Genomic DNA, 22920 nt, shown 5'->3' on the forward strand with positions numbered 1-22920 from the left:
CCGCCCGGCAACGCCGGCCCCTGGTCCGCCCCCCTCCGCGCCGCACGGAGGGGGGCGGACCTTTTTGTCGCCGGTTGAGACGCCGCGCTTCGCGGATGCGATGACCGGGAACGGACGGTCAATTTCCGGTTCTGCTCGCCCGTTCGGCGGACGATCAGTAGCCTCAGCTCGAACACCGGATCGCCAACGCCTGGAGAGATAGATGGAGCGTCCCGCCTGGGCCCCACGAAGCATCGACATCTCGGTGCCTAGCGTCTCGCGCATCTACGACTACTTCCTCGGCGGATCCCACAACTTCGAGGTGGACCGCGAAGCGGCGCGCAGGGCAATGGAGTTCATGCCGGGACTGCCCAAGATCATGCAGGCGAACCGGGCGTTCATGCGCCGGGCGGTGCGCTACGCGGTCGGTCAGGGCATCACCCAGTTCCTGGACATCGGCTCGGGCATCCCCACCTTCGGCAACGTCCACGAGGTCGCCCAGAGGGCCGACCCCGGCGCGCACGTCGTCTACGTCGACCACGACCCGGTGGCGGTGGCGCACAGCCAGGCCGTGCTGGCCGGCAACGACACCGCGGACGTCGTGGCGGCCGATCTGCGCAAGCCGCAGGACATCCTGTCCAGCCCCCAGGTGCAGCGGCTGATCGACCCGAACCGTCCGGTGGCCCTGCTTCTCGTTGCCATACTGCACTTCGTGGAGGACGAGGACGACCCGTACACGGCGGTCGCACAGCTGCGCGACGCACTCGCGCCCGGCAGCCTGCTGATCCTCACCCATGCCTCGTACGAGGGAATCCCGCTGCCGCCCGGGCGGGCGGAGGGCGCGGTGGACGTATACAAGGACATTCGCAACCCGCTGGTCATGCGTTCGCGCGACGAGATCGCGCGGTTCTTCGAGGGGTACGACATGGTGGAACCGGGACTGGTGCCGATGCCGCACTGGCGGCCGGAGACGGCACCGGAGGACGAGGATCCGTATGCCTTCTCCGGTTTCGCCGGCGTAGGGACGACGGCGTGATCGCGGAGCCGGACGGGCCGGAGGACAGACTGCGCCGGTTCGCGACGATCTGGAGCCGGGCGGTGTTCCCGGTCACCTCGACGTCGCTGACGCGGCCGGAGTTCGAGGAGCTGCTGCTGCCGCTGGCCCGGCGGCTGCGTGAGGCGCTGCGCGCGCGGGCCTTCGACGCGGAGGCGGGCAGGGCGGTGGGGGCCGCCCTCGTGGCCGCGCACTGCACCGACCCGGAGGCGCTCAGCCGCGCCCTCGACTGCGTCGACGCCTATCTGGTGCTGTACTGCGGCGACGACGACGCCCAGCAGGGCCATGCGCAGGAGGAACTGCGCACCCGCTCCTCACGGTTGCAGCACGCCATGGCCGCCGGTTTCGCGCAGGCGCTGCGGGAGCGCACCCTGGCCGAGCAGGAAGCCATCGCGCGGGCAGCGCTGCAGGCCCAGGGCGTGGTGGCGCAGGCGCTGCACGCGAGCGAGGCCCGCTTCCGCGCGGTCTTCGAGGGCGCGGCCATAGGCATCGCGATCGCCGACCTCGCCGGCCATGTCCTGGAGGTCAACGGCGCGCTGCTGCGCATGTTCGGCGGCTCGGAGCAGACCCTTCGCGGGCGCAACGTCACCGACTGGACCCACGCCGAGGACGCCCCGCAGGTCTGGAAGCTCTACGACGAGCTGGTGCGCGGCGAACGCGAGCACTACCACGTGGAGAAGGCGTTCTACCGCCCTGACGGAACGGTCCTGTGGACCAATCTGACGGTCTCCCTGCTGCGGGACGCCGACGGCAACCCGCAGTACCAGCTCGCGCTGATGGAGGACACCACCGAGCGCCGGCTGCTCAACCTCCGGCTGCGCTACGAGGCCACCCATGACGCCCTCACCGGACTGCCCAACCGCACGCTGTTCTTCGAACGCCTGGAGAAGGTCCTGGCGGCCGGGGAGGCCCAGCGTTTCGGACTGTGCTACCTCGACCTCGACGGCTTCAAGACCATCAACGACAGCCTCGGCCACGCGGCCGGCGACCGGCTGCTCGTCGAGGTCGCCGACCGGCTCCAGTCCTGCGCGACCGCGCCCGGCGAGATGGTGGCCCGCCTCGGCGGCGACGAGTTCGTGGCCCTGACCACCGGACCGCAGGCCCGCCGCGAGGTCGACGAACTGGCCGCGCGCATCATGAACGCGCTGGTCGCCCCGGTCCGTATCGACGGCCGTGAACTGACCGTGCGCGGCAGCATCGGCATCGTGGAGGGCGCGGCGGGCGAACGCAGCGCGGCGGAGGTGCTGCGCAGCGCCGACATCACCATGTACCGGGCCAAGTCGGCGGGCGGCAACCGCTTCGAGCTGGCCGACCCGGAGGCCGACGCCCGGGCGATCACCCGCCACGGCCTGACCACGGCCCTGCCGACCGCCCTGGAACGCGGCGAGTTCTTCATCGAGTACCAGCCGCTCGTCCACCTCGGCGACGGCAGCGTACGCGGCGCCGAGGCACTGGTGCGCTGGCTGCACCCACAGCACGGCGTCCTCGGCCCCGACCGCTTCATCCCCCTCGCCGAACGCACCGGCCTGATCGTCCCGTTGGGCCGCTGGGTCCTGGAGGAGTCGGTGCGCCAGGCGAAGGAGTGGCAGGAACGCACCGCGCAGGACGCCCCGTTGCGCATCAACGTCAATCTCTCGCCCTGCCAGCTCACCCACTCCGGTCTGGTGCAGGACACGGTCGACATCCTCGAACGCGCGGGCGTGGAACCGCGGTCCCTGTGCCTCGAAGTGACCGAGTCGGCGCTGATCGGCGCCGACGACGACCTCCTCAAACCCCTGCGCCGCCTCGCGGAGATGGGCGTGGACATCGCCCTGGACGACTTCGGCACCGGCTACTCCAACCTCGCCAACCTCCGCCGCCTCCCGGTCAGCGTCCTCAAGCTGGACCGCTCCTTCACCCAGGGCATGCAGCAGTTCCCGGCCGACCCCGTCGACCTCAAGATCGTGGAAGGGATCGTCTCCCTGGCCCACAGCCTCGAACTCGCGGTCACCGTCGAAGGCGTGGAAACGGGAGCCCAGGCCGAACAACTCCGCGTACTCGGCTGCGACACGGCCCAGGGCTGGTACTACGCCCGCCCCGGCCCACCGGAGAGACTCCACGAGCTGGCGCTGGCGGACGCAACGGGCTAGCCATTTCACGGAAAGCCCGAATCGTTGCTCAGCCCTACGGTGTCACCGCTCCAGCAGCATCCGCTGCAGCTCCCGCGCCGCCCGCGGCGGGGCCACGTCGGTGCGATGGGCGAGCGCGATGGTGCGGTGCAGACCGGGGCGGGCCAGCGGAGTGACCCGCAGCCCGCGCCCCGACCTGGCGGCCACCATGCGCGGTACGACGGCCACCCCGAGCCCCGACCGCACAAAGCCCAGCACCGCGTCCATCTCCCCACCCTCCACCGCGAAGTCCGGCTCGAACCCGGCGGAGCGACACGCCGCGACGGTCAGCTCCCGCAGGTCGTAGCCGTGCCGGAACATCACCAGCCGCTCACCCTCCAGATCGGCGATCTGCACGGCTCGCCGCCCACCCCCCGGCCTGGCCGCCTCGGGTGAGGACACCACGACCAGATCCTCCCGCAGCAGCTCCACGGTGGTCAGCGCCGGCGACGGCGTGGGCAGCGGCAGCACCACCAGCGCCAGATCCAGGGCGCCCCGGGCCAGCTCACGCACGAGGTCGTGCGAGCCGCCCTCCTCGACCATCAGCCGCACCCCGGGATACCGGTCGTGAAAGGCCCGCAGCACATCCGGCAGCAGACCGGTGCACAGACTCGGTGTCGCCCCCAGCCGCACCCGCCCGCCGCGCAGCTGCACCAGCTCCTGCACCTCGTAGCGCGCCGTCTCCGCGTCGGCCAGGATCCGCCGCGCCAGCGGCAGCAGCGCCTCGCCCGCGTCGGTCAGCGTGATGTTGCCCCGCGCCCGCAGGAACAGATCGGCCCCGAGATCCCGCTCCAGCGCCCTGATCTGCTGCGACAGCGACGGCTGGGCCACATGCACGAGCTCCGCGGCCCGGGTGAAGTGCCGGGTCTCGGCGACGGCCACGAAGTACTGGAGCTGCTGGAACTGCATCCGGACAGCGTAACGCGGCATAGGGCCTGCCTATGGAAACAAGCCGGACCATGTCTTGGACCGATGGGGACGTTCGGCCCTACCGTCTCGTGGCATGGCTCTGGCAACGCGGACGGACCGACGGCCGTCCATGGCGCGCACCGTGTGGGACTCCTCCGTCGGCAAGAAGTCCGTGATGGCCGTCAGCGGTCTGATCATGCTGCTGTACCTGGTCGTCCACATGATCGGAAACCTGAAGATCTTCTTCGGCGAGGAGGAGTTCGACCACTACGCGCACTGGCTGCGCACGGTCGGCGAACCCTTCATGCACCACGAGTGGACGCTGTGGCTCGTCCGCGTCGCGCTGGTCGTCGCGGTCGTCGCCCACGCCGTCGCCGCCTACCAGCTCAGCCGCCGTGACCTCAGGGCACGCCCCAGCAAGTACGTGCACAGGAAGCCCCGCGCGACCTACGCCACGCGCACCATGCGCTGGGGCGGGATCATCCTCGCCCTGTTCATCGTCTGGCACATCCTGGACCTGACCACCGGCACGGTGCACTCCGGCGGCTTCGAGTCGGGCAAGCCCTACCAGAACGTCGTGGACACCTTCTCCACCTGGTACGGCAACGCCATCTACATCGTCGCCATGCTCGCCGTCGGCCTGCACATCCGGCACGGCTTCTGGAGCGCCGCACAGACCCTCGGCATCGGCAGTCGCACCCGCGACCGCGCCCTGAAGGCCACGGCCAACGTCCTCGCAACCCTTCTCACGGCCGGCTTCGTCGCCGTACCCGTGGGCGTCATGACCGGAGTGGTGAGCTGACCATGACGTACACCGCATACACGACCGGCGAACCCCTCGTCGACGCCAAGGCCCCCTCCGGCCCGATCAGCGAGCGCTGGGACAAGCGCCGCTTCGAGGCCAGGCTGGTCAACCCCGCCAACCGGCGCAAGCACACCGTCATCGTCGTCGGCACCGGACTCGCCGGCGGCTCCGCGGGCGCCACCCTCGCCGAACAGGGCTACCACGTCGTCCAGTTCTGCTACCAGGACTCCCCGCGCCGCGCCCACTCCATCGCCGCGCAAGGAGGCATCAACGCGGCGAAGAACTACCGCAACGACGGCGACTCGATCCACCGGCTGTTCTACGACACCGTCAAGGGCGGCGACTTCCGGGCCCGCGAGTCCAACGTGCACCGGCTCGCACAGATCTCCGTCGAGATCATCGACCAGTGCGTGGCGCAGGGCGTCCCCTTCGCCCGGGAGTACGGCGGACTGCTCGACACCCGGTCCTTCGGCGGCGTCCAGGTGTCCCGGACGTTCTACGCCCGCGGCCAGACGGGCCAGCAACTGCTGCTCGGCGCGTACCAGGCCCTCAGCAGGCAGATCGCCGCCGGCAACGTCGAGATGCACCCGCGCACCGAGATGCTCGACCTGATCGTCGTCGACGGGCGGGCACGCGGGATCGTGGCCAGGGACCTCATCACCGGTCGCGTCGACACCTACTTCGCCGACGCCGTCGTCCTCGCCTCCGGCGGGTACGGCAACGTCTTCTACCTGTCGACGAACGCCATGAACTCCAACGCCACCGCCGTCTGGCGGGCGCACCGGCGCGGCGCCTGGTTCGCCAACCCCTGCTTCACCCAGATCCATCCGACCTGCATCCCGCGCACCGGCGACCACCAGTCCAAGCTGACGCTGATGAGCGAGTCGCTGCGCAACGACGGCCGGATCTGGGTGCCGAAGGCCAAGGGGGACACCCGTCCGGCGCACCAGATCCCCGAGGACGAGCGCGACTACTACCTGGAGCGCATCTACCCGTCCTTCGGCAACCTGGTCCCGCGTGACATCGCCTCCCGCGCCGCGAAGAACGTCTGCGACGAAGGCCGGGGCGTCGGCCCTGGCGGTCAGGGCGTCTACCTGGACTTCGCCGACGCCATCAAGCGCATGGGACGGGGGGCCGTCGAGGCCAGGTACGGCAACCTCTTCGACATGTACCAGCGGATCACCGACGAGGATCCGTACCAGGTGCCGATGCGGATCTACCCCGCCGTGCACTACACGATGGGCGGCCTCTGGGTCGACTACGACCTGCAGACCACCATCCCCGGCCTGTTCGCGATCGGCGAGGCGAACTTCTCCGACCACGGCGCGAACCGCCTCGGCGCGTCCGCGCTGATGCAGGGCCTCGCCGACGGCTACTTCGTCCTCCCGGCGACCATCAACGACTACCTCGCCCGCAACCCGCACCAGGGCGAGGTGACCGACGAACACCCCGTCGTGCGGGAGGCGCTGGCCGAGACACAGGACCGCCTCAACCTGCTCCTGGCCGTCGACGGTGACCGTACGCCGGACTCCTTCCACCGCGAGGTCGGCGAGCTGATGTGGGAGTTCTGCGGCATGGCCCGCACCGACAGCGGGCTGCGCAAGGCGCTGGAGCGCATCCCGCAGATCCGCGAGGAGTTCTGGCGGCGGATCAAGGTGCCGGGCACGGGGGAGGAGTTCAACCAGTCCCTGGAGAAGGCCAACCGGGTCGTCGACTACCTCGAACTCGCCGAGCTGATGTGCCTCGACGCGCTGCACCGCGACGAGTCCTGCGGCGGCCACTTCCGGGAGGAGTCCCAGACCCCGGACGGCGAGGCCGCCCGCAAGGACGACGAGTTCTCCTACGCGGCCGCCTGGGAGTTCACCGGCACCGGCGAGGCGCCGGTCCTGCACAAGGAAGACCTGGTCTTCGAGTACGTCCACCCCACCCAGCGGAGCTACGCATGAAGCTCACCCTGCGCGTCTGGCGGCAGCGGAACGCCGACGCCGACGGCGCCATGTCCACGTACGAGGTGGACGGCGTCTCGCCCGACATGTCCTTCCTGGAGATGCTCGACACGCTCAACGAGGAACTCATCCTCAAGGGCGAGGACCCGGTCGCCTTCGACCACGACTGCCGTGAGGGCATCTGCGGCGCCTGCTCCCTCGTGATCAACGGAGACGCCCACGGACCCGAGCGCACCACCACCTGCCAACTGCACATGCGGTCCTTCCAGGACGGCGACACCATCGACGTCGAGCCGTGGCGCGCCTCCGCGTTCCCGGTGATCAAGGACCTGGTCGTGGACCGGTCGGCCTTCGACCGCATCATCCAGGCCGGCGGCTACATCACCGCCCCGACCGGCTCCGCACCCGAGGCCCACGCCACGCCCGTACCGAAGCCGGACGCCGACTTCGCCTTCGAGCACGCGGAGTGCATCGGCTGCGGCGCGTGCGTGGCCGCCTGCCCCAACGGCGCGGCGATGCTCTTCACCTCCGCCAAGATCAACCACCTCAACGTCCTGCCGCAGGGCGCGCCCGAGCGCGAGACCCGGGTCCTCGACATGGTCGCGCAGATGGACGAGGAGGGCTTCGGCGGCTGCACCCTCACCGGCGAGTGCGCGACCGCCTGCCCCAAGGGCATTCCGCTCGTGTCCATCACCAGCATGAACAAGGAGTGGCTGCGGGCCACCCGCAAGGCGGCGAAACACTAGCGCCGACCGAGAAGACGTTCGCCACCAACGGCGGGCGGGCGGGGCCGGGAGTGGTGCTCATCCCCGGCCCCGTCTGGTTCCGCGGCCCCTGCGCGGGCTCCGCGCACGACCCGGCGCCCGCGCCGTTCAACAAGCCCACATCCCCGCTCCCGGCACAGGCCATGTGACCGCCAACCGGCGTCGGCACAACGGTAGCGGCGGCACCGCTCGCCGCCTCCGGACCGTGACCAGGAGACAGCCATGACCGGCGTTTCGACCCTAGACCGTCCCCAGCAGAGCGTCGCCCCCACCCGCTACACCGTCACCCTGGCCCGTGACGAGGAGGACGTGCGGGCCGCGCAGCGGCTGCGGCACGACGTGTTCGCCGGGGAGATGGGCGCCCTCCTCACGAGCCCCCGGCCGGGTCTCGACGTCGACGCCTTCGACGCGTACTGCGATCACCTGCTGGTCCGCGACACCGGGACCGGGCAGGTGGTCGGCACCTATCGGCTGCTTCCGCCGGAGCGCGCCGCGGTCGCCGGACGGCTGTACTCGGAGGGCGAGTTCGACCTCGCCCCGCTCGACTCGATCCGCCCCGGTCTGGTCGAGGTCGGCCGGTCCTGTGTCCACCCCGACCACCGCGACGGCGCCGTCATCGGCCTGATCTGGGCCGGCATCGCCCGCTACATGGTGGACGGCGGCCACGAGTGGCTGGCCGGCTGCTGCTCCCTGCCGCTCGCCGACGGCGGCGCCCTCGCGGCGGCCACCTGGGACCGGGTCCGCGCCAAGCACCTGGCGCCGGAGGAGTTCCGGGTCCGCCCGCTGCTGCCGTGGCTGCCGAAGGAGGCCGCCGCCCCCGCCGCCCGCACCGAACTGCCCGCTCTGCTGCGCGGCTACCTCCGTCTCGGCGCCTGGGTCTGCGGCGAGCCCGCCCACGACCCCGACTTCGGCGTCGCCGACCTGTATGTGCTGCTGTCGATGCGCCGGGTCAACCCGCGCTACCTGCGCCACTTCCTCTCCCTCGTCCCCGCCGCGGCCTGATGAGCGTCTGGCTGCCCGGCGCACCCTGCACCCCGCGGAGCTGCGTGGACGCGACACGGAGGGCGACGGCCGTGCCCCGGGCCGTGGCCCGGCTCACCGCCGTGGTCCTGCTGCTGCTCACCGGGATCGCGCTGACACCGGTCGGCGGGAGGCTGCCCGCCGGGTGGGTGCGCCGGTGGAGCAGGACCATCGTCCGCGCCTCTGGCGTACGGGTCCGGATCACCGGCGCCGCCCCGTCCACCGGCGGACTGCTGCTGGTGGCCAACCACATCTCCTGGCTGGACATCCCCCTGCTGGCCGCCGTACGGCCGGCCCGGATGCTCGCCAAGCAGGAGATCCGCGACTGGCCGGTGGCGGGACCGCTCGCCGCGCGCGGCGGGGCGCTGTTCATCGACCGGGACCGGCTGCGCGCCCTGCCCGGCACGGTCGCCCGGCTCGCCGACGCCCTGCGCTCCGGACGCGCCGTGACCGTGTTCCCCGAGGGCAGCACCTGGTGCGGCCGCGCGCAGGGCCGCTTCCGCCGGGCCGCCTTCCAGGCCGCCCTCGACGCGGACGTACCCGTTCAGCCGGTCCGCATCCGCTACCGCCTCACCGACGGCTCGCTCACCACACTGCCCGCCTTCATCGGCGACGACTGCCTGCTGACCTCGGTGTGGCGGGTCGTCACCGCCCCACGCCTGGTGGCCGAGGTCGACGTGCGCCCTCCGATCCCCCCGGCCACCCACCCGGACCGCCGGGGCCTTGCCCGGGCAGCAGAGCGGGCCACGAGGGCCCCCGCACCTGGCGCATCAGGACCTCGACACCGACCGGGCCCAGACCCGTCGCCGGCTCGCCGGGGCGCGAGAGGCACGCCGCCGGCCTGACCGCACCGGCGCTCGCATGCCCCTCAGGCGTTCGCATGTCGGCCAGGCGCCGGTACGAGTCCAGTAGTGACCGCCGGTCGTATGTGCTGGTGGTGACCAGGACTTCCTGGGCGCCCGTCTCCTTCATCAGGGTGTCCAGCTCGTCCGCGACCTGCTCCTCGGCGGGCCGCAGCGGTGGGAAGGTGCCATGGGTCCGCGAGTACGCCATCGACCATGCCTCGGGGACGAGGATCCGCCCGGCCGCCTGCGGGCTCTCGGCGACCGCGATCGTGCCGGAGACGACGACGTACGGCTCCGCAGCCCACACGGACGGCCGGAACCCCGCCCGGTAGCGGTCGATGCCGCGCCGCATCCGCTCGCGGTTGCGGAGGTCGCCGATGACCATGGGCAGCCCGACGCGGGCGGCGATGTCCGCGCCCTCGCCCATCGCCGGCACGAACGGCGGCACGGTCAGCCCCTCCGAGGGCCGCGCGCGGACGCCCGTGGGGGATGTGCCCCGGAACCAGCCGAGCAGCTCGTCGATCTGCGCGGCGAAGTCCTCCGCGTCGCCCTTGTCGTGGCCGAGTGCCCTGCGCACCCGGTCCGTGGAGCGACACCAGCCGCTACCGCGGCGGGCGACCGAGCGGCCGAGCCCCATGTCGATCCGGCGCGGGAAGAGGGATTCCAGCACCCCGAACTGCTCGGCCACCACCAGCGGCCGGTGGTTGGGCAGCATCACCCCGCCGGTGCCGACCCGGAGGGTGCGGGTGGCCCCCGCCACGGCGGCGGCCGGCACGGTCGGCGCGGACCCGGCGACCCCGGGTACGCCGTGGTGCTCCGACACCCAGAAGCGGTGATGGCCGAGCGCCTCCGCCTGCTGGGCGAACCGCACCGTGTCCCGCAGCGCCTCGCCGGGCGGATGGCCCTCGCGGGTGCGGGAGCGGTCGAGGACGGAGAAGCGGGTCGCGGCGATCAGGGAGCTCATGACAGGTTCAACACCGGGGCGGCTCCGGGATTCCCGCCGGTCAGGTGGGGGCGGGTGCCGCGTGCTCGTGCTCGCAGGTGTCCTCGAAGCCGTAGGCGTCCCAGGCGGGGAACGGGTCGGTGGCCGGGACCTCCTCGCCGTCCGCGGCGAGGCAGTCGGTCAGGGCGGCCCGCAGTGCCTCGGCGTGGAGGTGGGTGCCGATGAAGACCAGCTCCTGGGCGTGGGTCGCCTCGGCGTCCCGCGCGGCGGACGGTTCGAAGCGGGCCACGGAACCGGCCTGCGACCACAGCCCGGTGATGTGCGGGCGGCTGGCCAGTGTGAAGAAGCCCTTGGAGCGCAGGACGCGACCGTAGGCGCCGCTGTCCAGTTCCTCGGTCACGAAGGTCCACAACCGGTCGGGGTGGAAGGGGAGTTCGGCGCGGAAGACGGTGGAGGAGATGCCGTACTCCTCCGTCTCGGGCACATGGTCGCCGTTCAGCTCCCGCACCCAGCCCGGGGCCTGCTGCGCGCGTTCCAGGTCGAAGCGGCCGGTGCCCAGGACCTCGCCGAGGTCCACCCGGCCGTGCACGGCGGGCACCACCCGGGCGAGCGGGTTGAGGCGGGTGAGGGTCGCGCGCAGCCGGTCCGCCGACTCCGCGTCGACCAGGTCCAGTTTGTTGAGCACGATCACGTCCGCGAACTCCACCTGGTCCACGAGCAGATCGGAGACCGTGCGCTCGTCGTCCTCGTACTGGTCCAGTCCGCGTTCGACGAGTTCGTCGCCGCTCGCCAGCTCCGTGAGGAAGTTCGCCGCGTCGACGACGGTGACCATGGTGTCGAGACGGGCCACGTCGCCGAGGGTGGCGCCGTCGTCGCGGGCGAAGGCGAAGGTGGCCGCGACGGGCATCGGTTCGCTGATGCCGGAGGACTCGATGATCAGGTGGTCGAAGCGGCCCTCGCGGGCCAGGCGGTCGACCTCGTCCAGGAGGTCGTCGCGCAGGGTGCAGCAGATGCACCCGTTGGTCATCTCGACCAGCCGCTCCTGCGTCCGCGACAGCGCGGCCTCGCCGCCCCGGACCAGGGCGGCGTCGATGTTGACCTCGCTCATGTCGTTGACGATGACCGCCGCCCGCAGCCCCTCGCGGTTGGCGAGGACGTGGTTGAGCAGCGTGGTCTTGCCCGCGCCGAGGAAACCCGACAGCACGGTGACGGGAAGCCGGTCCGGTCGGTCGTACGGCATCGGGGTCAGCCCTCGGGCCGCAGCAGGCCGCGTTCGTAGGCGCGGACCAGGTGCTGCGGGACGAGGTGCTGTACGCCGTCGACCGTGACCGGCACCAGCTGGGCGGTCGTGGCCTTCCACTGGGCGCGCCGGTGGCGGGTGTTGCTGCGGGACATCTTGCGCTTGGGGACGGCCATGGGTGTTCCTCCTCGGTGGGGTGAGCACCGAGGACGCTACCTGAAAATGGATCCCATTAACAATTTCCTCGTTTCCCGTCAGTGCCTGCGGCTCGACCAGATCGCCGTGTTGCTCATCCGACTTCCCTCCCGGACGGTTCGTGTGCTCGACTGTCGGTCGCCGCCGGTGGCGAGGAGGTTGCCGTGGTGCGGGGCACCTTTAGGGTGGGCGGTGTGACCGACAGTGCCGAGCGGCCGATCGCCGTGTTCGATCTGGACAACACCCTTGCCGACACCGCGCACCGCCAGCGGTTCCTGGAGCGCCGACCACGGGACTGGAACGCCTTCTTCGCGGCCGCGCCGCACGACCCGCCGCTCCCGGAGGGGGTCTCCCTGGCGGTGGACAGCGCGGGGGAGTGCGACGTGGTCTATCTGACCGGTCGGCCCGAACGCTGCCGGCGGGACACCCTGGACTGGCTCGCCGCGCACGGGCTGCCCGAGGGGCGTGTCTACATGCGGCGCAACGACGACCGCCGGCCCGCGCGCCACACCAAGCTGGAGATCCTGCGCCGCCTGGCCCACCGCCGCAGGGTGCGCTTCCTGGTGGACGACGACCCGCTGGTCTGTGACGACGCCGAGCGCGCCGGTTTCACCGTCGTACGGGCGAACTGGGCGACGCCGTCCGCCGCGCTGCGGCAGGCGCAGGAAGGCGAGGGGCGCACCTGAGTGTCGGGATCCCCGAGTGCCGGGGTGCCTCAGTCCGACTCCTCCAGGCGGAAGCCGACCTTCAGGCCCACCTGCCAGTGGGCGATCTCGCCGTTGTCCAGCTGGCCGCGCATCTGGGTCACTTCGAACCAGTCCAGATTGCGCAGGGTCTGCGAGGCGCGGGCGATGCCGTTGCGGATGGCCTTGTCGACGCCCTCGGGTGACGTGCCGACGATCTCCGTGACCCGGTAGGTGTGGTTCGTCATGGCGTGCTCCTTTCCCGTGCCACCTGTCCTGTGTCACGCGTCACTCCACCGTGCCCCAAGTCGGCGCATCCCGCGAGGCGTCGGGAGCGACTCCCGGTAACCCCGGCCTCCCCCTTGACCCTCCGTATTGGTCCATACCAAGATGCTGGACACCCGTTCGAGCGCCGCGCTCGTCCCCCATGTCGGGCCCCTCGCCCCTGTCCGCCAGGCAGAACAAGGACCCCCGTGAGACGTCGCCTCCTCGCCCTCGTATGCGTGTCCGCCTCCCTCCTCGCCGCCTGCGGTCTGCTGCCGCAGGGCTCCGAACGGCACACCGTCACGGTGTGGCTGATGAAGGGCAGCGCCTCGCAGGAGTTCCTGAACCGCTTTACCGAGGACTTCGAACGCGACCACCCCGACTACGCGCTCGACATCCGCATCCAGGAATGGACCGGCATCGGCGAGAAGGTCGAGCAGGTGCTGGAGGGCGGTGACGAGGCGGAGGCGCCCGACGTCATCGAGGTCGGCAACACCCAGGTCCCGCGCTACGTCGACGGCGGCAGGCTGCTCGACCTCACCCTGGAGTCGGCGCGCGACTGGGACGGCCAGGAGTGGCTGCCGGGCCTCGCCGAACCGGGTCAGCGCCGCCACCACCAGTACGGCATCCCCTGGTACGCGGCCAACCGGGTGGTCATCCACCGCAAGGACCTCTTCGCACGGGCCGGTGTCGACGGCCCGCCCCGCACCCGCGCGGAGTGGCTCGACCTCACCGAGAAGCTCGACACCGGCGACACCCAGGGCATCTACCTGGCCGGCCAGGACTGGTACACGCTGGCCGGCTTCGTCTGGGACGAGGGCGGTGAACTCGCCACGGAGGAGACCGGCCGCTGGGAGGGCACCCTGGACAGCCCGGCCGCACTGCGCGGCATGGACTTCTACCGGAGGCTCCAGGCGCTCGGCGACGGCCCGGCCGACGCCGACGAGGAACACCCGCCGCAGGCAGGCGTGTTCGCGTCCGGCGAGGTCGCGCAGATCATCGCCGTGCCCGGCGTCGCCCAGGCCGTGGTGGAGCAGAACCCGGACCTGGCAGGCAAGCTGGGCTTCTTCCCGATCCCGGGCCCGACGGCCGACGAGCCGGGGGCCGTCTTCACCGGCGGCTCCGACCTCGTCGTCCCGCGCGACACCGACCAGCGTGAGGGCGCCGTCGCCGTCGTCGCCGCGCTGACCGGCGCCGAGTGGAACACCGAACTGGCCCGCACCATGAACTACGTGCCGAACAAGGCCAAGCTGGCGGACGCCGTCGCCGGCGAGGAGGGCGCCGAGGCCATGGCGGCGGGCGCCGCACGCGGCCGGGCGACCCCCAGCACACCCGAGTGGGCCGCCGTCGAGGCCGACAACCCCATCAAGGAGTACATGACGAAGGTGCTCACCGGCGCCGACCCGGCGACGGAGGCCCGCCGCGCGTCCCAGAAGATCACGGAGGCGCTGCGGATCTCCGCCGGGTGAACTCGCTCAGCGCACGGTGCTCAGCGCACGGTGCTCAGCGACAGAGCGAAGCGGCCCGCCTCGTCCGTCCACCAGTGGATCAACTCAAGCCCCGCGGCGGCCAGTTCGGTGCGCACCCCCGCTTTCCGGAACTTGGCCGACACCTCCGTGCGCAGCTCCTCGCCCGCCGCGAAGTCGACGGCGAGGTCGAGCGCCGGCACCTTCACGGTCTGCGCGGTACGGGAGCGCAGCCGCATCTCGATCCACTCGTGCCCGGCGTCCCAGAGAGCGACATGCTCGAAGGCGCCGGGATCGAAGTCGGCGCCCAGCTCCCGGTTGATGACGGCCAGGACGTTCTTGTTGAACGCGGCCGTCACCCCGGCCGCGTCGTCGTACGCCCGGACCAGCACCCCCTCGTCCTTGACCAGGTCGGTGCCGAGCAGCAGCGCGTCACCCGGCGCCAGCAGGGCGCGCACCGAGGCGAGGAACTCCGCCCGCTCGGCGGGCAGCAGATTGCCGATCGTGCCGCCGAGGAACGCCAGCAGCCGCGGCCCCGGCGTGCCCGGCAGCCGCAGCGGACGGGTGAAGTCGGCGATCAGGGCGTGCACGTCCAGTCCGGGCCGCTCGGCGATCAGGGCCCGCCCGGCCTGGGCCAGGGCGCTCTCGCTGACGTCGACCGGCACATAGGTGTGCAGGCCGGTCAGCGCGTCGATGACATGCCGGGTCTTCTCCGAGGAGCCCGAGCCCAGCTCGACCAGGGTGCGGGCGCCGGACGCGGCGGCTATCTCCTCCGCCCGGGCCAGCAGGATCTCCCGCTCGGCGCGGGTGGGGTAGTACTCGGGCAACTCGGTGATGCGCTCGAACAGTTCGCTGCCGTGCGCGTCGTAGAACCACTTCGGCGGCAGCGTCTTCGGTGTGGCGGTCAGGCCCTGCAGCACGTCGGCGCGCAGGGCGGCGTCCGTGGCGTCCTCGGGCAGGGTACGGGTGACATGGAACGGACTCACGTGTGGGGCTCCTCGCGTGGTGCCGGTGCCGGGTCCTCGGGGTCCTTGAGCGGGGTGAGCAGCACCTCCGTGCGGCTCGCCGTGAGCAGCGTGCGGTCGGGGACCTCCTGCCAGGCGGGGTCGTCGTCGTAGGGCTCGGAGGCCACGACCGCGCGCCGGCCGGGCTCGGCGAGGCACCACAGGGTGTCGCCCCAGGCCGTCGCGGTGATCGTGTCGCCATCGGTGAGCAGCAGGTTGAGCCGGGCGGCGGGGGCCGCCGCGGCGACCTCCCGCACGGTGTCGGTCAGCGCCCGGCCCGCCTCGTCGCCGGCCCGCAGCCGGGCCAGGGCCAGCGCCCAGATGAATGCCGAATCGTTTCTGGCCTCCAGGGACAGCACATCGGCGGCCGTCAGCGCGGCCGCGAGCGGCGCCAGGGAGCCGGGCCAGCCGGGCACCGCGCCGTTGTGGCTGAACAGCCACCGCCCGGCGGCGAAGGGCGCCGCCGCGGCCTCGGCGTCGGCCCCGGACAGGGTGGCGTCCCGTACGGCGGCCAGCAGCGCCCGGGTCCGCACGACCCGGGCCAGGTCGGCGAAGGACAGGTCGGCCCAGATCGGCCCGGCCCGGCGGTAGCGCGCCGGTACCGGATCGCCCTCGGCGTACCAGCCCACCCCGAAACCATCGGCGTTGACCGTGCCGTACCGCTGGTGCCGGGGCGCCCACGACTGCCGGTACAGGGCGTGCGGAGGATCGACGAGCAGCCGCCCCAGCGGCTCCGGGCCGCCCACGTAAGCGATATGACGGCACATCAGACGGCCCCCGAGCGGGCGGTGCGGAAACCGGAGAAGATCTGCCGCCGGATCGGATAGTCCCAGTTGCGGAACGTGCCCCGGCAGGCCACCGGGTCCACCGCGAACGAGCCACCGCGCAGCACCTTGTACTCGCAGCCGAAGAACACCTCCGAGTACTCCTTGTACGGGAACGCCCGGAACCCCGGGTACGGCAGGAAGTCGCTCGCCGTCCACTCCCACACGTCGCCGATCAACTGCCGTACGCCGAGCGGCGACTCACCGGCCGGATAGCTGCCGGCCGGGGCCGGACGCAGATGGCGCTGGCCGAGGTTGGCGTGCTCGGGCGCCGGGTCGGCGTCGCCCCACGGGTAGCGCATCGAGCCGCCGGTCGCCGGGTCGAACCTGGCCGCCTTCTCCCACTCGGCCTCGGTGGGCAGCCGGCGCCCGGCCCAGCGGGCGTAGGCGTCGGCCTCGTACCAGCACACATGCAGCACGGGCTCATCGGGCGGCACCACCTCGGTGACCCCGAACCGGCGGCGCAGCCACTGCTTGCCGTCGCGGCGCCAGAAGTGCGGGGCGGTGATCGAGTGGCGCCGGATGTGCGCCCAGCCCTCCGGCGTCCACCAGCGCTCGTCGTCGTAGCCGCCGTCCTCGATGAACGCCTGGTACGCGGCGTTCGTCACCGGTGTGGTGTCGATGTGGAACGCCGGTACGTCGACCTGGTGCGCGGGGCGCTCGTTGTCCAGCGCCCACGGCTCGGCGGACGTGCCCATGGTGAACGGGCCGCCGGGCACCAGGACTTCGGGCGGGCCGGTGAACAGCGGGGACGGGTCGGGGTCGGGCGCGGTCAGGGCCTGCGGGCCCGTGCGCAGCTGATGGGTGATCAGCATCGTCTCGTCGTGCTGCTGTTCGTGCTGGGCGATCATCCCGAACGCGAAACCCGCCTCGGTCAGCCGGGTGCCGTGGAAGTCGGCCGACGCCAGCACGTCCAGGGCCCGGCCGCGCACCTCGGCGGCGTACGCGCGGGCCTCGTCCGGCGCCAGCAGCGGCAGCGAGGGCCGCTCGGCGCGCGGGTGCTCGAAGGCGTCGTAGAGGCTGTCGATCTCCGGCCGCATCGGATCCCGGCCGGCGACCGCGCGCAGCAGCCAGAGCTCCTCCTGGTTGCCGATGTGCGCCAGGTCCCACACCAGGGGCGACATCAGCGGGGAGTGCTGCGCGGTCAGGTCGGGGTCCTCGACGCACGTGGTCAGCAGGGTGGTGCGCGCCCGTGCGGCGGTCAGGGTGGTGAGTGCCTGCTCACGCAGGCTCTCGGCGGTGAGGACGGGCTCGGTCGCGGTCTCGGTGGGCTCGGTGCTCTCGTTCATGGGCTTGGTGGTCGGCTCCGTCATGGGCGGATGTCCTTCCCGTGCGCGCGACCGGACGTGCCGCGCTGGCGGTCGAGCAGATCGTCGGCGGGACAGCGGCCGCGCAGGACGTAGCGGTCGCGGTACGCCGCCACGGCGTCCGTGACCGCCCGCCCCGCGCCGAGCCGGGGCAGGGCGTCGAGGGCCGCCGTGAAACAGATGACGGCGACCTCACGCAGTTCCGGATCGGTCGGGCCGTACCGGGCGGCGTCCCGCCACAGCGGGTTGTGCGGGGCGGGCCGCCCCAGCGCGCGCTCGGCCAGCGGCTTCACCGCGCGGTAGGCGATCTCGCTGGCCTCCGCGTCGTCGAACAGGGCCGTCGTCACCGCGAGCGGCACGATCCAGCCGTCCTCACCGGGCTGCGCGTCGATCATGCGCAGCTCCAGATGGCCGCGCGGCCGGACCGGCGGGAACAGGGTCGTGATGTGGTAGTCGAGGTCGGCCCGGGTCGGCGCGCCGGTGCGCACCCACTCCCGGAAGGTCAGCGCGTCCGGCACGTCCCACGGACCGGACTCCCGCCGTACGCACATCACCGGGGCGTCCAGGACATGCCGGGCCCAGGCCGCGCGCGGATCGCCGTCCAGGGCGGGGGCGCCCGCGCGTCCGGCGCCGATCTCCATCCAGAGCAGCTGCCGGGTGGAGCGCCACCCGGTGGGCCGTTCGCCCAGCAGCGGGGAGTTGGCGAAGGCGGCCACCAGGACCGCGCCCAGGGTGTGCGCCAGCCACCAGCGCCGCGCGTGCCCCAGCGGGCCCGGCTCCTCGTACCCGGCGTCCAGGCACACCTGCACCGACGCCGAGGTGCACATCATGGCGCGGCCGGCCGGGCCCGTACGGTCGAGACACGCCTCCATGGCGTCGTAGCGGGGCTGGTGCAGGAACCGGCGGGGGGGATGCCAGGGATCCGTGCCGATGCCGGCGAGGGCCAGTCCGTGCTCGTGCAGAAGGGCGCGGACGGCGGTGAGATCGGCGGAGACGGCGGTGACGCAGTCGGTCAGGGAGGCGGCGGGCGGCGAGCTCAGCTCCAGCTGGCCGCCGGGTTCGACGGTGAGCGCCGACCTCAGGGGCACGCTCCGCAGTGCGGCGTAGGCCGCTTCGAGTCGTTCGGGTGTCACGGGGAGCCGCGGCCGGCGCAGCTCGTGGATCAGCCATTCCACCTCGACGCCGAGCACGCGGGGCGGGCCGGTCTTGAAGCAGATGCCCCGGACCAGGGCCTCCACCTCGGCTTCGGTGAGAGCGGTACGGGGTTCCGTACAGTCACGCACTGAGTCGGACATGTCGGGATCCTCCTGTGGTCACGGTGGGCCGTCACCCGGTGCGGGAAGGCACACCCGTCCCACCCAAAACCCTCGTGTCGATTCGCACAAGGGTGCAGAACGGCATGTTCTGGACTCGTCACATCCGTTTCCTGCGCGTTCTCGGGCCCCGGAAACTCTGTTGCACCGCAGGTCCAGCATCGCTCACGATGCGTTCATGAGCACGACGGGGGAGAGCGCCGTCCGTGTGCTCATGGCGTCCACGGGGGTGGCGCCATGAGCGCGCGGCTGCGCGGTATCGCGCAGGAGACCGAGCGGATCGTGGCGGCGGGGGGTTATCGGCGCGCCGACGGGAGCGAGGTCTCCCTCGCGGCGGCGATCCGGGCCGCGCGGGAGGGTACGCGGATGGTCGGTCCGGGACCGGTGAGGGTCCCCGGGGCGCCGTCCGTGACCACGGCCATCGAGGTCACCGGGGAAAGCAGCACGGAGGCCGCCCGCCGACTCGCGGACGAGCCGGTCGCGGTCCTGAACTTCGCCTCCGCCCGCAACCCGGGGGGCGGCTATCTCAACGGCGCCCAGGCCCAGGAAGAGGCCCTGTGCCGCGCCTCCGCGCTGTACACCTGCCTGCTGGAGGCCAGGGAGTTCTACGACCACCACCGCGCCCACCGCGACCCGTTCTACACGGACCGGGTGATCCACTCGCCGTCCGTCCCCGTCTTCCGCGACGACCGCGGACGGCTCCTCGACGAGCCCTGCACGGCGGGCTTCCTGACCGCCGCCGCGCAGAACGCGGGCGTGGTTCTGCGGACGGCGCCCGAGCGCACGTCAGAACTGCCCGCGCACTCGCCGTCCGGGCCGAACGGGTCCTGGAGACGGCCGCCGCCCACGGCTACCGGCGCCTGGTGCTCGGCGCCTGGGGCTGCGGGGTGTTCCGCAACGACCCCGCACAGGTGGCGGAGGCGTTCCGCGCCCTGCTGACGCCGGGCGGACGGTTCGCGGGCACCTTCGAGCACGTGGTCTTCGGGGTGCTGGACCGCACGCCGGGTGCGGCAGTGCGCGCGGCGTTCGCGCGTGCACTTCTCCCGGCCTAGCTGCGGACGGTCGCGGCGCCGGGCTGCGCGCCCCCGCCCGCCTCAGCTCCAGCCGTACCGCTCCTGCAACCGATGCCGTACGAGGTTGAACCGCCCCCGGTCCAGCGCACACGCCTCCCGCCGCATCCCCTGCTCGTGCAGCCGCAGGATGCGATCCACGGCCACCCAGGAGTCCCGCCCCGACCGGTCCCAGGGCCCGCTGCCGATCGGCACCCACTCCCGGCGACCGTCGCGCTGCTTGCTGGACAGCTGTACGGCCAGGAAGGTGCCGGCCGCCTCGCGGGCGACGACGAGCACCGGGCGGTCCTTGCCGCGCCCGTCGTTCTCCTCGAAGGGCACCCAGGTCCACACGATCTCCCCGGGGTCGGGGTCTCCGTCGTGCGCCGGCGAGTACTCGGTGCGCACCCGGCCGATCTCGTGGGGCGCGGCCTCGGTGGTGGCGGTGGGGCCGTGGCGGCCCGGGACGTTCTCTTCGGTAAACGTGCTCACGGGGGCACCCTATGGGCTGCTCACGTGAGCATGCCCGCAGGGTCGACCTCCCGCAGTTGCCCGGGCCGAACGGCGCCTGCACAACGAGGAGTTATGCCCCATGGAGACCCCCGAGACCCCACAGGCCGCTTCCGCCCCTGCGCAAAGCATTGACGCACCCCGGCCTCCCCCCTACCTTCTGATCGACTTTCCGAACCCTGTTCGGTATGTCGACCAGCGAGTAGGGAGAGCCGCCCATGACCACCCGACCCCCCGCCCCGTCCCGCCGCAGCCTGCTGCGCGCCCTGGCCGCGATCCCCGCCACGGCGCTCGTGCTGGGCGAGACACCCGGGCTCCTCGGCACCGCCCTCGCCGCCGCACCGGGGCCCGGAGCGGCCACCCGCTACACCATCCTGCCGTTCCTCAACAGCACCGACGGCACGGTCAACGTCTACGAGTCCGACGACGCCACCGACTTCCGGCTGCTGCGCTCCTCCGCCTACACCCCGCCCAGCAACCGCATCCGCGACGCCAGCATCCTCAAGCACACGGACGGCTACTACTACATCACCTACACCACCCACACCTGGCAGGACGTCAGCACCACCATCGGCTTCGCCCGCAGCGCCGACCGGGTCAACTGGACCTTCCTGTACGACTATCCGGTGCCCATCGCCGACCTCTCCCGCGCCTGGGCGCCGGAGTGGTTCGTGGACAGCGACGGCAGCGTCAACGTCATCGTGTCCTGCTCACGGACCAGCGACCAGTGGATCTTCACGCCCTATCTGCTGCGGGCCACCAACTCCTCCCTGACCGCCTGGAGTTCACCGGTCGCCCTGTCGGGCCTCGGCCCCAACCACATCGACACGTTCATCGTGAAGCTGGGCTCGATCTACCACGCCTTCACCAAGAACGAGACGACGAAGTACATCGAGTACGCCACCGCCTCCAGCCTCACCGGCCCCTATACGATCTCCCGGACCGGCAACTGGGCGGGCTGGGGCAGCTACCGTGAGGGACCGGCCCTGGTCCAGCTCGACAACGGCGGCTGGCGGATGTTCTTCGACGGCTACGGCGACGGCAGCTACTACTGCAGCGACAGCTACGACACCTTCGCCACCTGGAGCACGCCCAAGGCCCTGCCCGGCATCTCCGGCACCGCCCGCCACTTCACGGTCATCAAGGAGACGGTCTCCGGCGGCCCGAGCCTGCCCCGGAACACCACCCGCTCCTTCCGGTCGGCCAACTACACCACCCGCTACTGGCAGAAGCAGTCCTCCCTGCTCAACCTGCCGGTGGTGACCGCCTCCAGCACGAGCGCCGAGAAGCAGGCGGCGACCTTCACGGTGGTCGCGGGCCTCGCCGACGGCAACGGCTACTCCTTCCGCGACGCCTCCGGCAACTACCTGCGCCATTACGGCTTCCGCGCCCGCTTCGACGCCAACGACGGCACCTCCACGTTCGTCAGGGACGCCACCTTCGTCGCCCGCACCGGCACGACGAGCGACTCGGTGCGCTTCGAGTCGTACAACTACCCCGGCCACTACCTGCGCCACTACGACTACCAGCTCCGCGTGGACCCGTCGGACGGGACGACGCTGTTCCGGCAGGACAGTTCGTTCGTCCCGGTGACTGCCTGGGCCTGATGAGAGAAGGCGCGGTCAGCGCCGGTAGAGGCCGACGATGGTGCCGCTGGCCAGCTGCTGCCGGTCGAGCACGGCGTGGGCGTCGTCGGCGCTGACCCGGTCCGGGAGGTCGACGTGCTCGGGGAGGGCGTAGAGACGGAAGAAGTAGCGGTGCGCGTCATCGCCGACCGGGGGCTGCGGGCCGCCCCAGCCACGCTCCCCGTAGCCGTTGCGGTGCGGTTCACCGCCCGGCGGTGTCGCACCGGCGTCCAGCCCCTCCGCATGCGGGTCGATTCCGGTGACCAGCCAGTGCACGAAGGTCCCCGACGGGGCGTCCGGGTCCTCGCACAGCAGGGCCAGCTCCACCGCGTCGTCCGGCACCCCGGACCAGGTCAGCGGGGGAGAGACGTTCTCCGCGTCCTTGGCGTAGCGGCGCGGGATCATGCTGTGGTCGCTGAATGCGGCGCTTGTGAGTTCGATACCGGCCATGCGCCCGGAGTACCCCGCCCCGACGCGGCCATACGCCCCCGCACCACATCGCCCGACCAGGTCGGCTCGCGTGGGCGTCCGACCCGCGGGAAGGTGGTGGACATGGTGGGAGAAACGGGTGACGAGCGGGCGGCACGGCGGCAGGGCGAGAACGGGCACCGGGCGGTACCGCACACCGCCGACCTGCGGATCGAGGCATGGGGCGCCAGCCGCGAACAGTGTCTGGGGGAGGCCGTGCTGGGCATGGTCGAGTGCTTCGCCGACGTGTCCGCGGCGCATCCGTCCGCCGTGGAGCGCGTACGGCTGCCGGAGAGCGACGACGACGATCTGCTGGCCGCGCTGCTCGACGAGGTCATCGTCGGGCTGGAGGTGCGGGGCCGGGTGCCCGTGGATGTGGAGGTGGAGCCGGCGGACGGCGATGTGGAGGTGCGGCTCGCTGTCGCGGAACTGGCCGATGTGGAGATCACCGGGGCGGCGCCGAAGGGGGTTTCGTGGCATGGGCTGCGGATTGGGCCGGATCCGTACGGGTGGTCGTGTGCGGTCACCATCGATGCGTGAGCGCTCCGCTGGGTCGGCCG

At 72.0% G+C, this 22920-nt stretch carries 21 protein-coding genes and 2 pseudogenes; 12 read left to right on the forward strand and 11 right to left on the reverse strand.

Translation table 11 applies throughout. From position 1 onward, the window contains the following. The first annotated feature begins 202 nt into the window (after positions 1 to 202). Positions 203 to 1015, forward strand: a complete 813-nt coding sequence (locus ACH5AC_RS15410) for an SAM-dependent methyltransferase (protein ID WP_398862296.1) — start codon at positions 203 to 205, stop codon at positions 1013 to 1015. Continuing rightward, on the forward strand, positions 1012 to 3162 hold the full coding sequence (locus ACH5AC_RS15415; protein WP_398862297.1) for a putative bifunctional diguanylate cyclase/phosphodiesterase: 2151 nt from the start codon (positions 1012 to 1014) through the stop codon (positions 3160 to 3162). The genes ACH5AC_RS15410 and ACH5AC_RS15415 overlap by 4 nt, the downstream gene beginning before the upstream one ends. Positions 3163 to 3204: 42 nt before the next feature. On the opposite strand, the gene ACH5AC_RS15420 is transcribed toward ACH5AC_RS15415, so the two are convergent. Continuing rightward, the gene (locus tag ACH5AC_RS15420) at positions 3205 to 4089 is read right to left on the reverse strand and encodes a LysR family transcriptional regulator (protein ID WP_398862298.1); all 885 of its coding nucleotides are present in this window, start codon (positions 4087 to 4089) and stop codon (positions 3205 to 3207) included. 130 nt (positions 4090 to 4219) lie between these two features. Here ACH5AC_RS15420 and ACH5AC_RS15425 point away from each other — a divergent pair, with 130 nt between their 5' ends. The 5 genes from ACH5AC_RS15425 to ACH5AC_RS15445 all read left to right on the forward strand — a co-directional run bounded on the left by ACH5AC_RS15425 (position 4220) and on the right by ACH5AC_RS15445 (position 9469). Continuing rightward, on the forward strand, positions 4220 to 4891 hold the full coding sequence (locus ACH5AC_RS15425) for a succinate dehydrogenase (RefSeq protein WP_398862686.1): 672 nt from the start codon (positions 4220 to 4222) through the stop codon (positions 4889 to 4891). A gap of 2 nt (positions 4892 to 4893) precedes the next feature. Beyond that, positions 4894 to 6840 (forward strand): fumarate reductase/succinate dehydrogenase flavoprotein subunit, encoded by a 1947-nt coding sequence (locus ACH5AC_RS15430; RefSeq protein WP_398862299.1) that lies wholly within the window; start codon positions 4894 to 4896, stop codon positions 6838 to 6840. Continuing rightward, the gene (locus tag ACH5AC_RS15435; RefSeq protein ID WP_398862300.1) at positions 6837 to 7586 is read left to right on the forward strand and encodes a succinate dehydrogenase/fumarate reductase iron-sulfur subunit; all 750 of its coding nucleotides are present in this window, start codon (positions 6837 to 6839) and stop codon (positions 7584 to 7586) included. The genes ACH5AC_RS15430 and ACH5AC_RS15435 overlap by 4 nt, the downstream gene beginning before the upstream one ends. A 240-nt stretch (positions 7587 to 7826) precedes the next feature. After that, complete coding sequence (locus ACH5AC_RS15440) at positions 7827 to 8606, forward strand: GNAT family N-acetyltransferase (RefSeq protein WP_398862301.1); 780 nt, start codon at positions 7827 to 7829, stop codon at positions 8604 to 8606. After that, a complete protein-coding gene (locus tag ACH5AC_RS15445; protein WP_398862302.1) occupies positions 8606 to 9469 on the forward strand; it encodes a lysophospholipid acyltransferase family protein in 864 nt (287 codons plus the stop codon). The genes ACH5AC_RS15440 and ACH5AC_RS15445 overlap by 1 nt, the downstream gene beginning before the upstream one ends. A 34-nt stretch (positions 9470 to 9503) precedes the next feature. Here the strand turns inward: ACH5AC_RS15445 and ACH5AC_RS15450 are convergent. From ACH5AC_RS15450 to rpmF, 3 genes and pseudogenes are all read right to left on the reverse strand, one after another. Continuing rightward, positions 9504 to 10433 (reverse strand): annotated as a pseudogene (locus ACH5AC_RS15450) (MsnO8 family LLM class oxidoreductase); the annotation flags it as partial. Positions 10434 to 10473: 40 nt separating this feature from the next. Next, a complete protein-coding gene (locus ACH5AC_RS15455; protein ID WP_398862303.1) occupies positions 10474 to 11652 on the reverse strand; it encodes a GTP-binding protein in 1179 nt (392 codons plus the stop codon). Between the two features lie 5 nt (positions 11653 to 11657). Next, positions 11658 to 11828 carry a 50S ribosomal protein L32 gene (rpmF, locus tag ACH5AC_RS15460; RefSeq protein ID WP_398862304.1) on the reverse strand — a complete coding sequence of 57 codons (171 nt, stop codon included), beginning with the start codon at positions 11826 to 11828 and terminating at the stop codon, positions 11658 to 11660. Between the two features lie 213 nt (positions 11829 to 12041). Between rpmF and ACH5AC_RS15465 the strand changes: the two genes are divergently transcribed. Next, entirely contained in the window at positions 12042 to 12533 is a 492-nt protein-coding gene (locus ACH5AC_RS15465) for a hypothetical protein (protein WP_398862305.1), read from the forward strand. Between the two features lie 29 nt (positions 12534 to 12562). Here ACH5AC_RS15465 and ACH5AC_RS15470 read toward each other — a convergent pair whose 3' ends face one another. Next, positions 12563 to 12778: a dodecin gene (locus tag ACH5AC_RS15470; RefSeq protein WP_398862307.1), complete on the reverse strand. Its 216-nt coding sequence runs from the start codon at positions 12776 to 12778 to the stop codon at positions 12563 to 12565. Between the two features lie 225 nt (positions 12779 to 13003). Between ACH5AC_RS15470 and ACH5AC_RS15475 the strand changes: the two genes are divergently transcribed. After that, positions 13004 to 14263, forward strand: a complete 1260-nt coding sequence (locus ACH5AC_RS15475) for an extracellular solute-binding protein (protein WP_398862309.1) — start codon at positions 13004 to 13006, stop codon at positions 14261 to 14263. A 20-nt stretch (positions 14264 to 14283) separates the two neighbouring features. Here the strand turns inward: ACH5AC_RS15475 and egtD are convergent, their stop codons facing one another. From egtD to egtA, 4 genes are read right to left on the reverse strand one after another with little or no spacing between them, the layout of a single operon-like run. After that, positions 14284 to 15246: an L-histidine N(alpha)-methyltransferase gene (gene egtD / locus ACH5AC_RS15480; RefSeq protein ID WP_398862310.1), complete on the reverse strand. Its 963-nt coding sequence runs from the start codon at positions 15244 to 15246 to the stop codon at positions 14284 to 14286. After that, entirely contained in the window at positions 15243 to 16031 is a 789-nt protein-coding gene (gene egtC / locus ACH5AC_RS15485) for an ergothioneine biosynthesis protein EgtC (protein ID WP_398862311.1), read from the reverse strand. The genes egtD and egtC overlap by 4 nt, the downstream gene beginning before the upstream one ends. Next, positions 16031 to 17377 (reverse strand): ergothioneine biosynthesis protein EgtB, encoded by a 1347-nt coding sequence (egtB, locus tag ACH5AC_RS15490; RefSeq protein WP_398862687.1) that lies wholly within the window; start codon positions 17375 to 17377, stop codon positions 16031 to 16033. The genes egtC and egtB overlap by 1 nt, the downstream gene beginning before the upstream one ends. Positions 17378 to 17397: 20 nt before the next feature. Beyond that, a complete protein-coding gene (egtA, locus tag ACH5AC_RS15495; RefSeq protein ID WP_398862312.1) occupies positions 17398 to 18690 on the reverse strand; it encodes an ergothioneine biosynthesis glutamate--cysteine ligase EgtA in 1293 nt (430 codons plus the stop codon). A 255-nt stretch (positions 18691 to 18945) separates the two neighbouring features. On the opposite strand from egtA, the pseudogene ACH5AC_RS15500 reads away from it, so the two are divergent. Beyond that, positions 18946 to 19760, forward strand: a pseudogene (locus ACH5AC_RS15500) (TIGR02452 family protein). Positions 19761 to 19802: 42 nt separating this feature from the next. Here ACH5AC_RS15500 and ACH5AC_RS15505 read toward each other — a convergent pair. Beyond that, positions 19803 to 20249, reverse strand: a complete 447-nt coding sequence (locus ACH5AC_RS15505; protein ID WP_398862313.1) for a type II toxin-antitoxin system PemK/MazF family toxin — start codon at positions 20247 to 20249, stop codon at positions 19803 to 19805. 236 nt (positions 20250 to 20485) lie between these two features. Between ACH5AC_RS15505 and ACH5AC_RS15510 the strand changes: the two genes are divergently transcribed. Next, positions 20486 to 21874, forward strand: a complete 1389-nt coding sequence (locus ACH5AC_RS15510) for a glycoside hydrolase family 43 protein (protein WP_398862314.1) — start codon at positions 20486 to 20488, stop codon at positions 21872 to 21874. 15 nt (positions 21875 to 21889) lie between these two features. On the opposite strand, the gene ACH5AC_RS15515 is transcribed toward ACH5AC_RS15510, so the two are convergent. Then, entirely contained in the window at positions 21890 to 22342 is a 453-nt protein-coding gene (locus ACH5AC_RS15515) for a YbhB/YbcL family Raf kinase inhibitor-like protein (protein WP_398862315.1), read from the reverse strand. A gap of 102 nt (positions 22343 to 22444) precedes the next feature. Here ACH5AC_RS15515 and ACH5AC_RS15520 point away from each other — a divergent pair, with 102 nt between their 5' ends. Beyond that, positions 22445 to 22900 (forward strand): archease, encoded by a 456-nt coding sequence (locus ACH5AC_RS15520; protein WP_398862316.1) that lies wholly within the window; start codon positions 22445 to 22447, stop codon positions 22898 to 22900. Positions 22901 to 22920: the final 20 nt, after the last annotated feature.

It is taken from the genome of Streptomyces sp. NPDC018693, assembly GCF_044391385.1.
Classification (GTDB): domain Bacteria; phylum Actinomycetota; class Actinomycetes; order Streptomycetales; family Streptomycetaceae; genus Streptomyces.

What these genes read in the sequence shown, in the direction of transcription:
- ACH5AC_RS15410 (WP_398862296.1), top strand. Translation starts at nt 203, where the DNA reads ATGGAGCGTCCCGCCTGGGCCCCACGAAGCATCGACATCTCGGTGCCT.
- ACH5AC_RS15420 (WP_398862298.1), bottom strand. Translation starts at nt 4,089, where the DNA reads ATGCAGTTCCAGCAGCTCCAGTACTTCGTGGCCGTCGCCGAGACCCGG.
- ACH5AC_RS15425 (WP_398862686.1), top strand. Translation starts at nt 4,220, where the DNA reads ATGGCGCGCACCGTGTGGGACTCCTCCGTCGGCAAGAAGTCCGTGATG.
- ACH5AC_RS15430 (WP_398862299.1), top strand. Translation starts at nt 4,894, where the DNA reads ATGACGTACACCGCATACACGACCGGCGAACCCCTCGTCGACGCCAAG.
- ACH5AC_RS15435 (WP_398862300.1), top strand. Translation starts at nt 6,837, where the DNA reads ATGAAGCTCACCCTGCGCGTCTGGCGGCAGCGGAACGCCGACGCCGAC.
- ACH5AC_RS15440 (WP_398862301.1), top strand. Translation starts at nt 7,827, where the DNA reads ATGACCGGCGTTTCGACCCTAGACCGTCCCCAGCAGAGCGTCGCCCCC.
- ACH5AC_RS15445 (WP_398862302.1), top strand. Translation starts at nt 8,606, where the DNA reads ATGAGCGTCTGGCTGCCCGGCGCACCCTGCACCCCGCGGAGCTGCGTG.
- ACH5AC_RS15455 (WP_398862303.1), bottom strand. Translation starts at nt 11,652, where the DNA reads ATGCCGTACGACCGACCGGACCGGCTTCCCGTCACCGTGCTGTCGGGT.
- rpmF (WP_398862304.1), bottom strand. Translation starts at nt 11,828, where the DNA reads ATGGCCGTCCCCAAGCGCAAGATGTCCCGCAGCAACACCCGCCACCGG.
- ACH5AC_RS15470 (WP_398862307.1), bottom strand. Translation starts at nt 12,778, where the DNA reads ATGACGAACCACACCTACCGGGTCACGGAGATCGTCGGCACGTCACCC.
- egtC (WP_398862311.1), bottom strand. Translation starts at nt 16,031, where the DNA reads ATGTGCCGTCATATCGCTTACGTGGGCGGCCCGGAGCCGCTGGGGCGG.
- egtB (WP_398862687.1), bottom strand. Translation starts at nt 17,377, where the DNA reads ATGAACGAGAGCACCGAGCCCACCGAGACCGCGACCGAGCCCGTCCTC.
- egtA (WP_398862312.1), bottom strand. Translation starts at nt 18,690, where the DNA reads ATGTCCGACTCAGTGCGTGACTGTACGGAACCCCGTACCGCTCTCACC.
- ACH5AC_RS15510 (WP_398862314.1), top strand. Translation starts at nt 20,486, where the DNA reads ATGACCACCCGACCCCCCGCCCCGTCCCGCCGCAGCCTGCTGCGCGCC.
- ACH5AC_RS15515 (WP_398862315.1), bottom strand. Translation starts at nt 22,342, where the DNA reads ATGGCCGGTATCGAACTCACAAGCGCCGCATTCAGCGACCACAGCATG.
- ACH5AC_RS15520 (WP_398862316.1), top strand. Translation starts at nt 22,445, where the DNA reads ATGGTGGGAGAAACGGGTGACGAGCGGGCGGCACGGCGGCAGGGCGAG.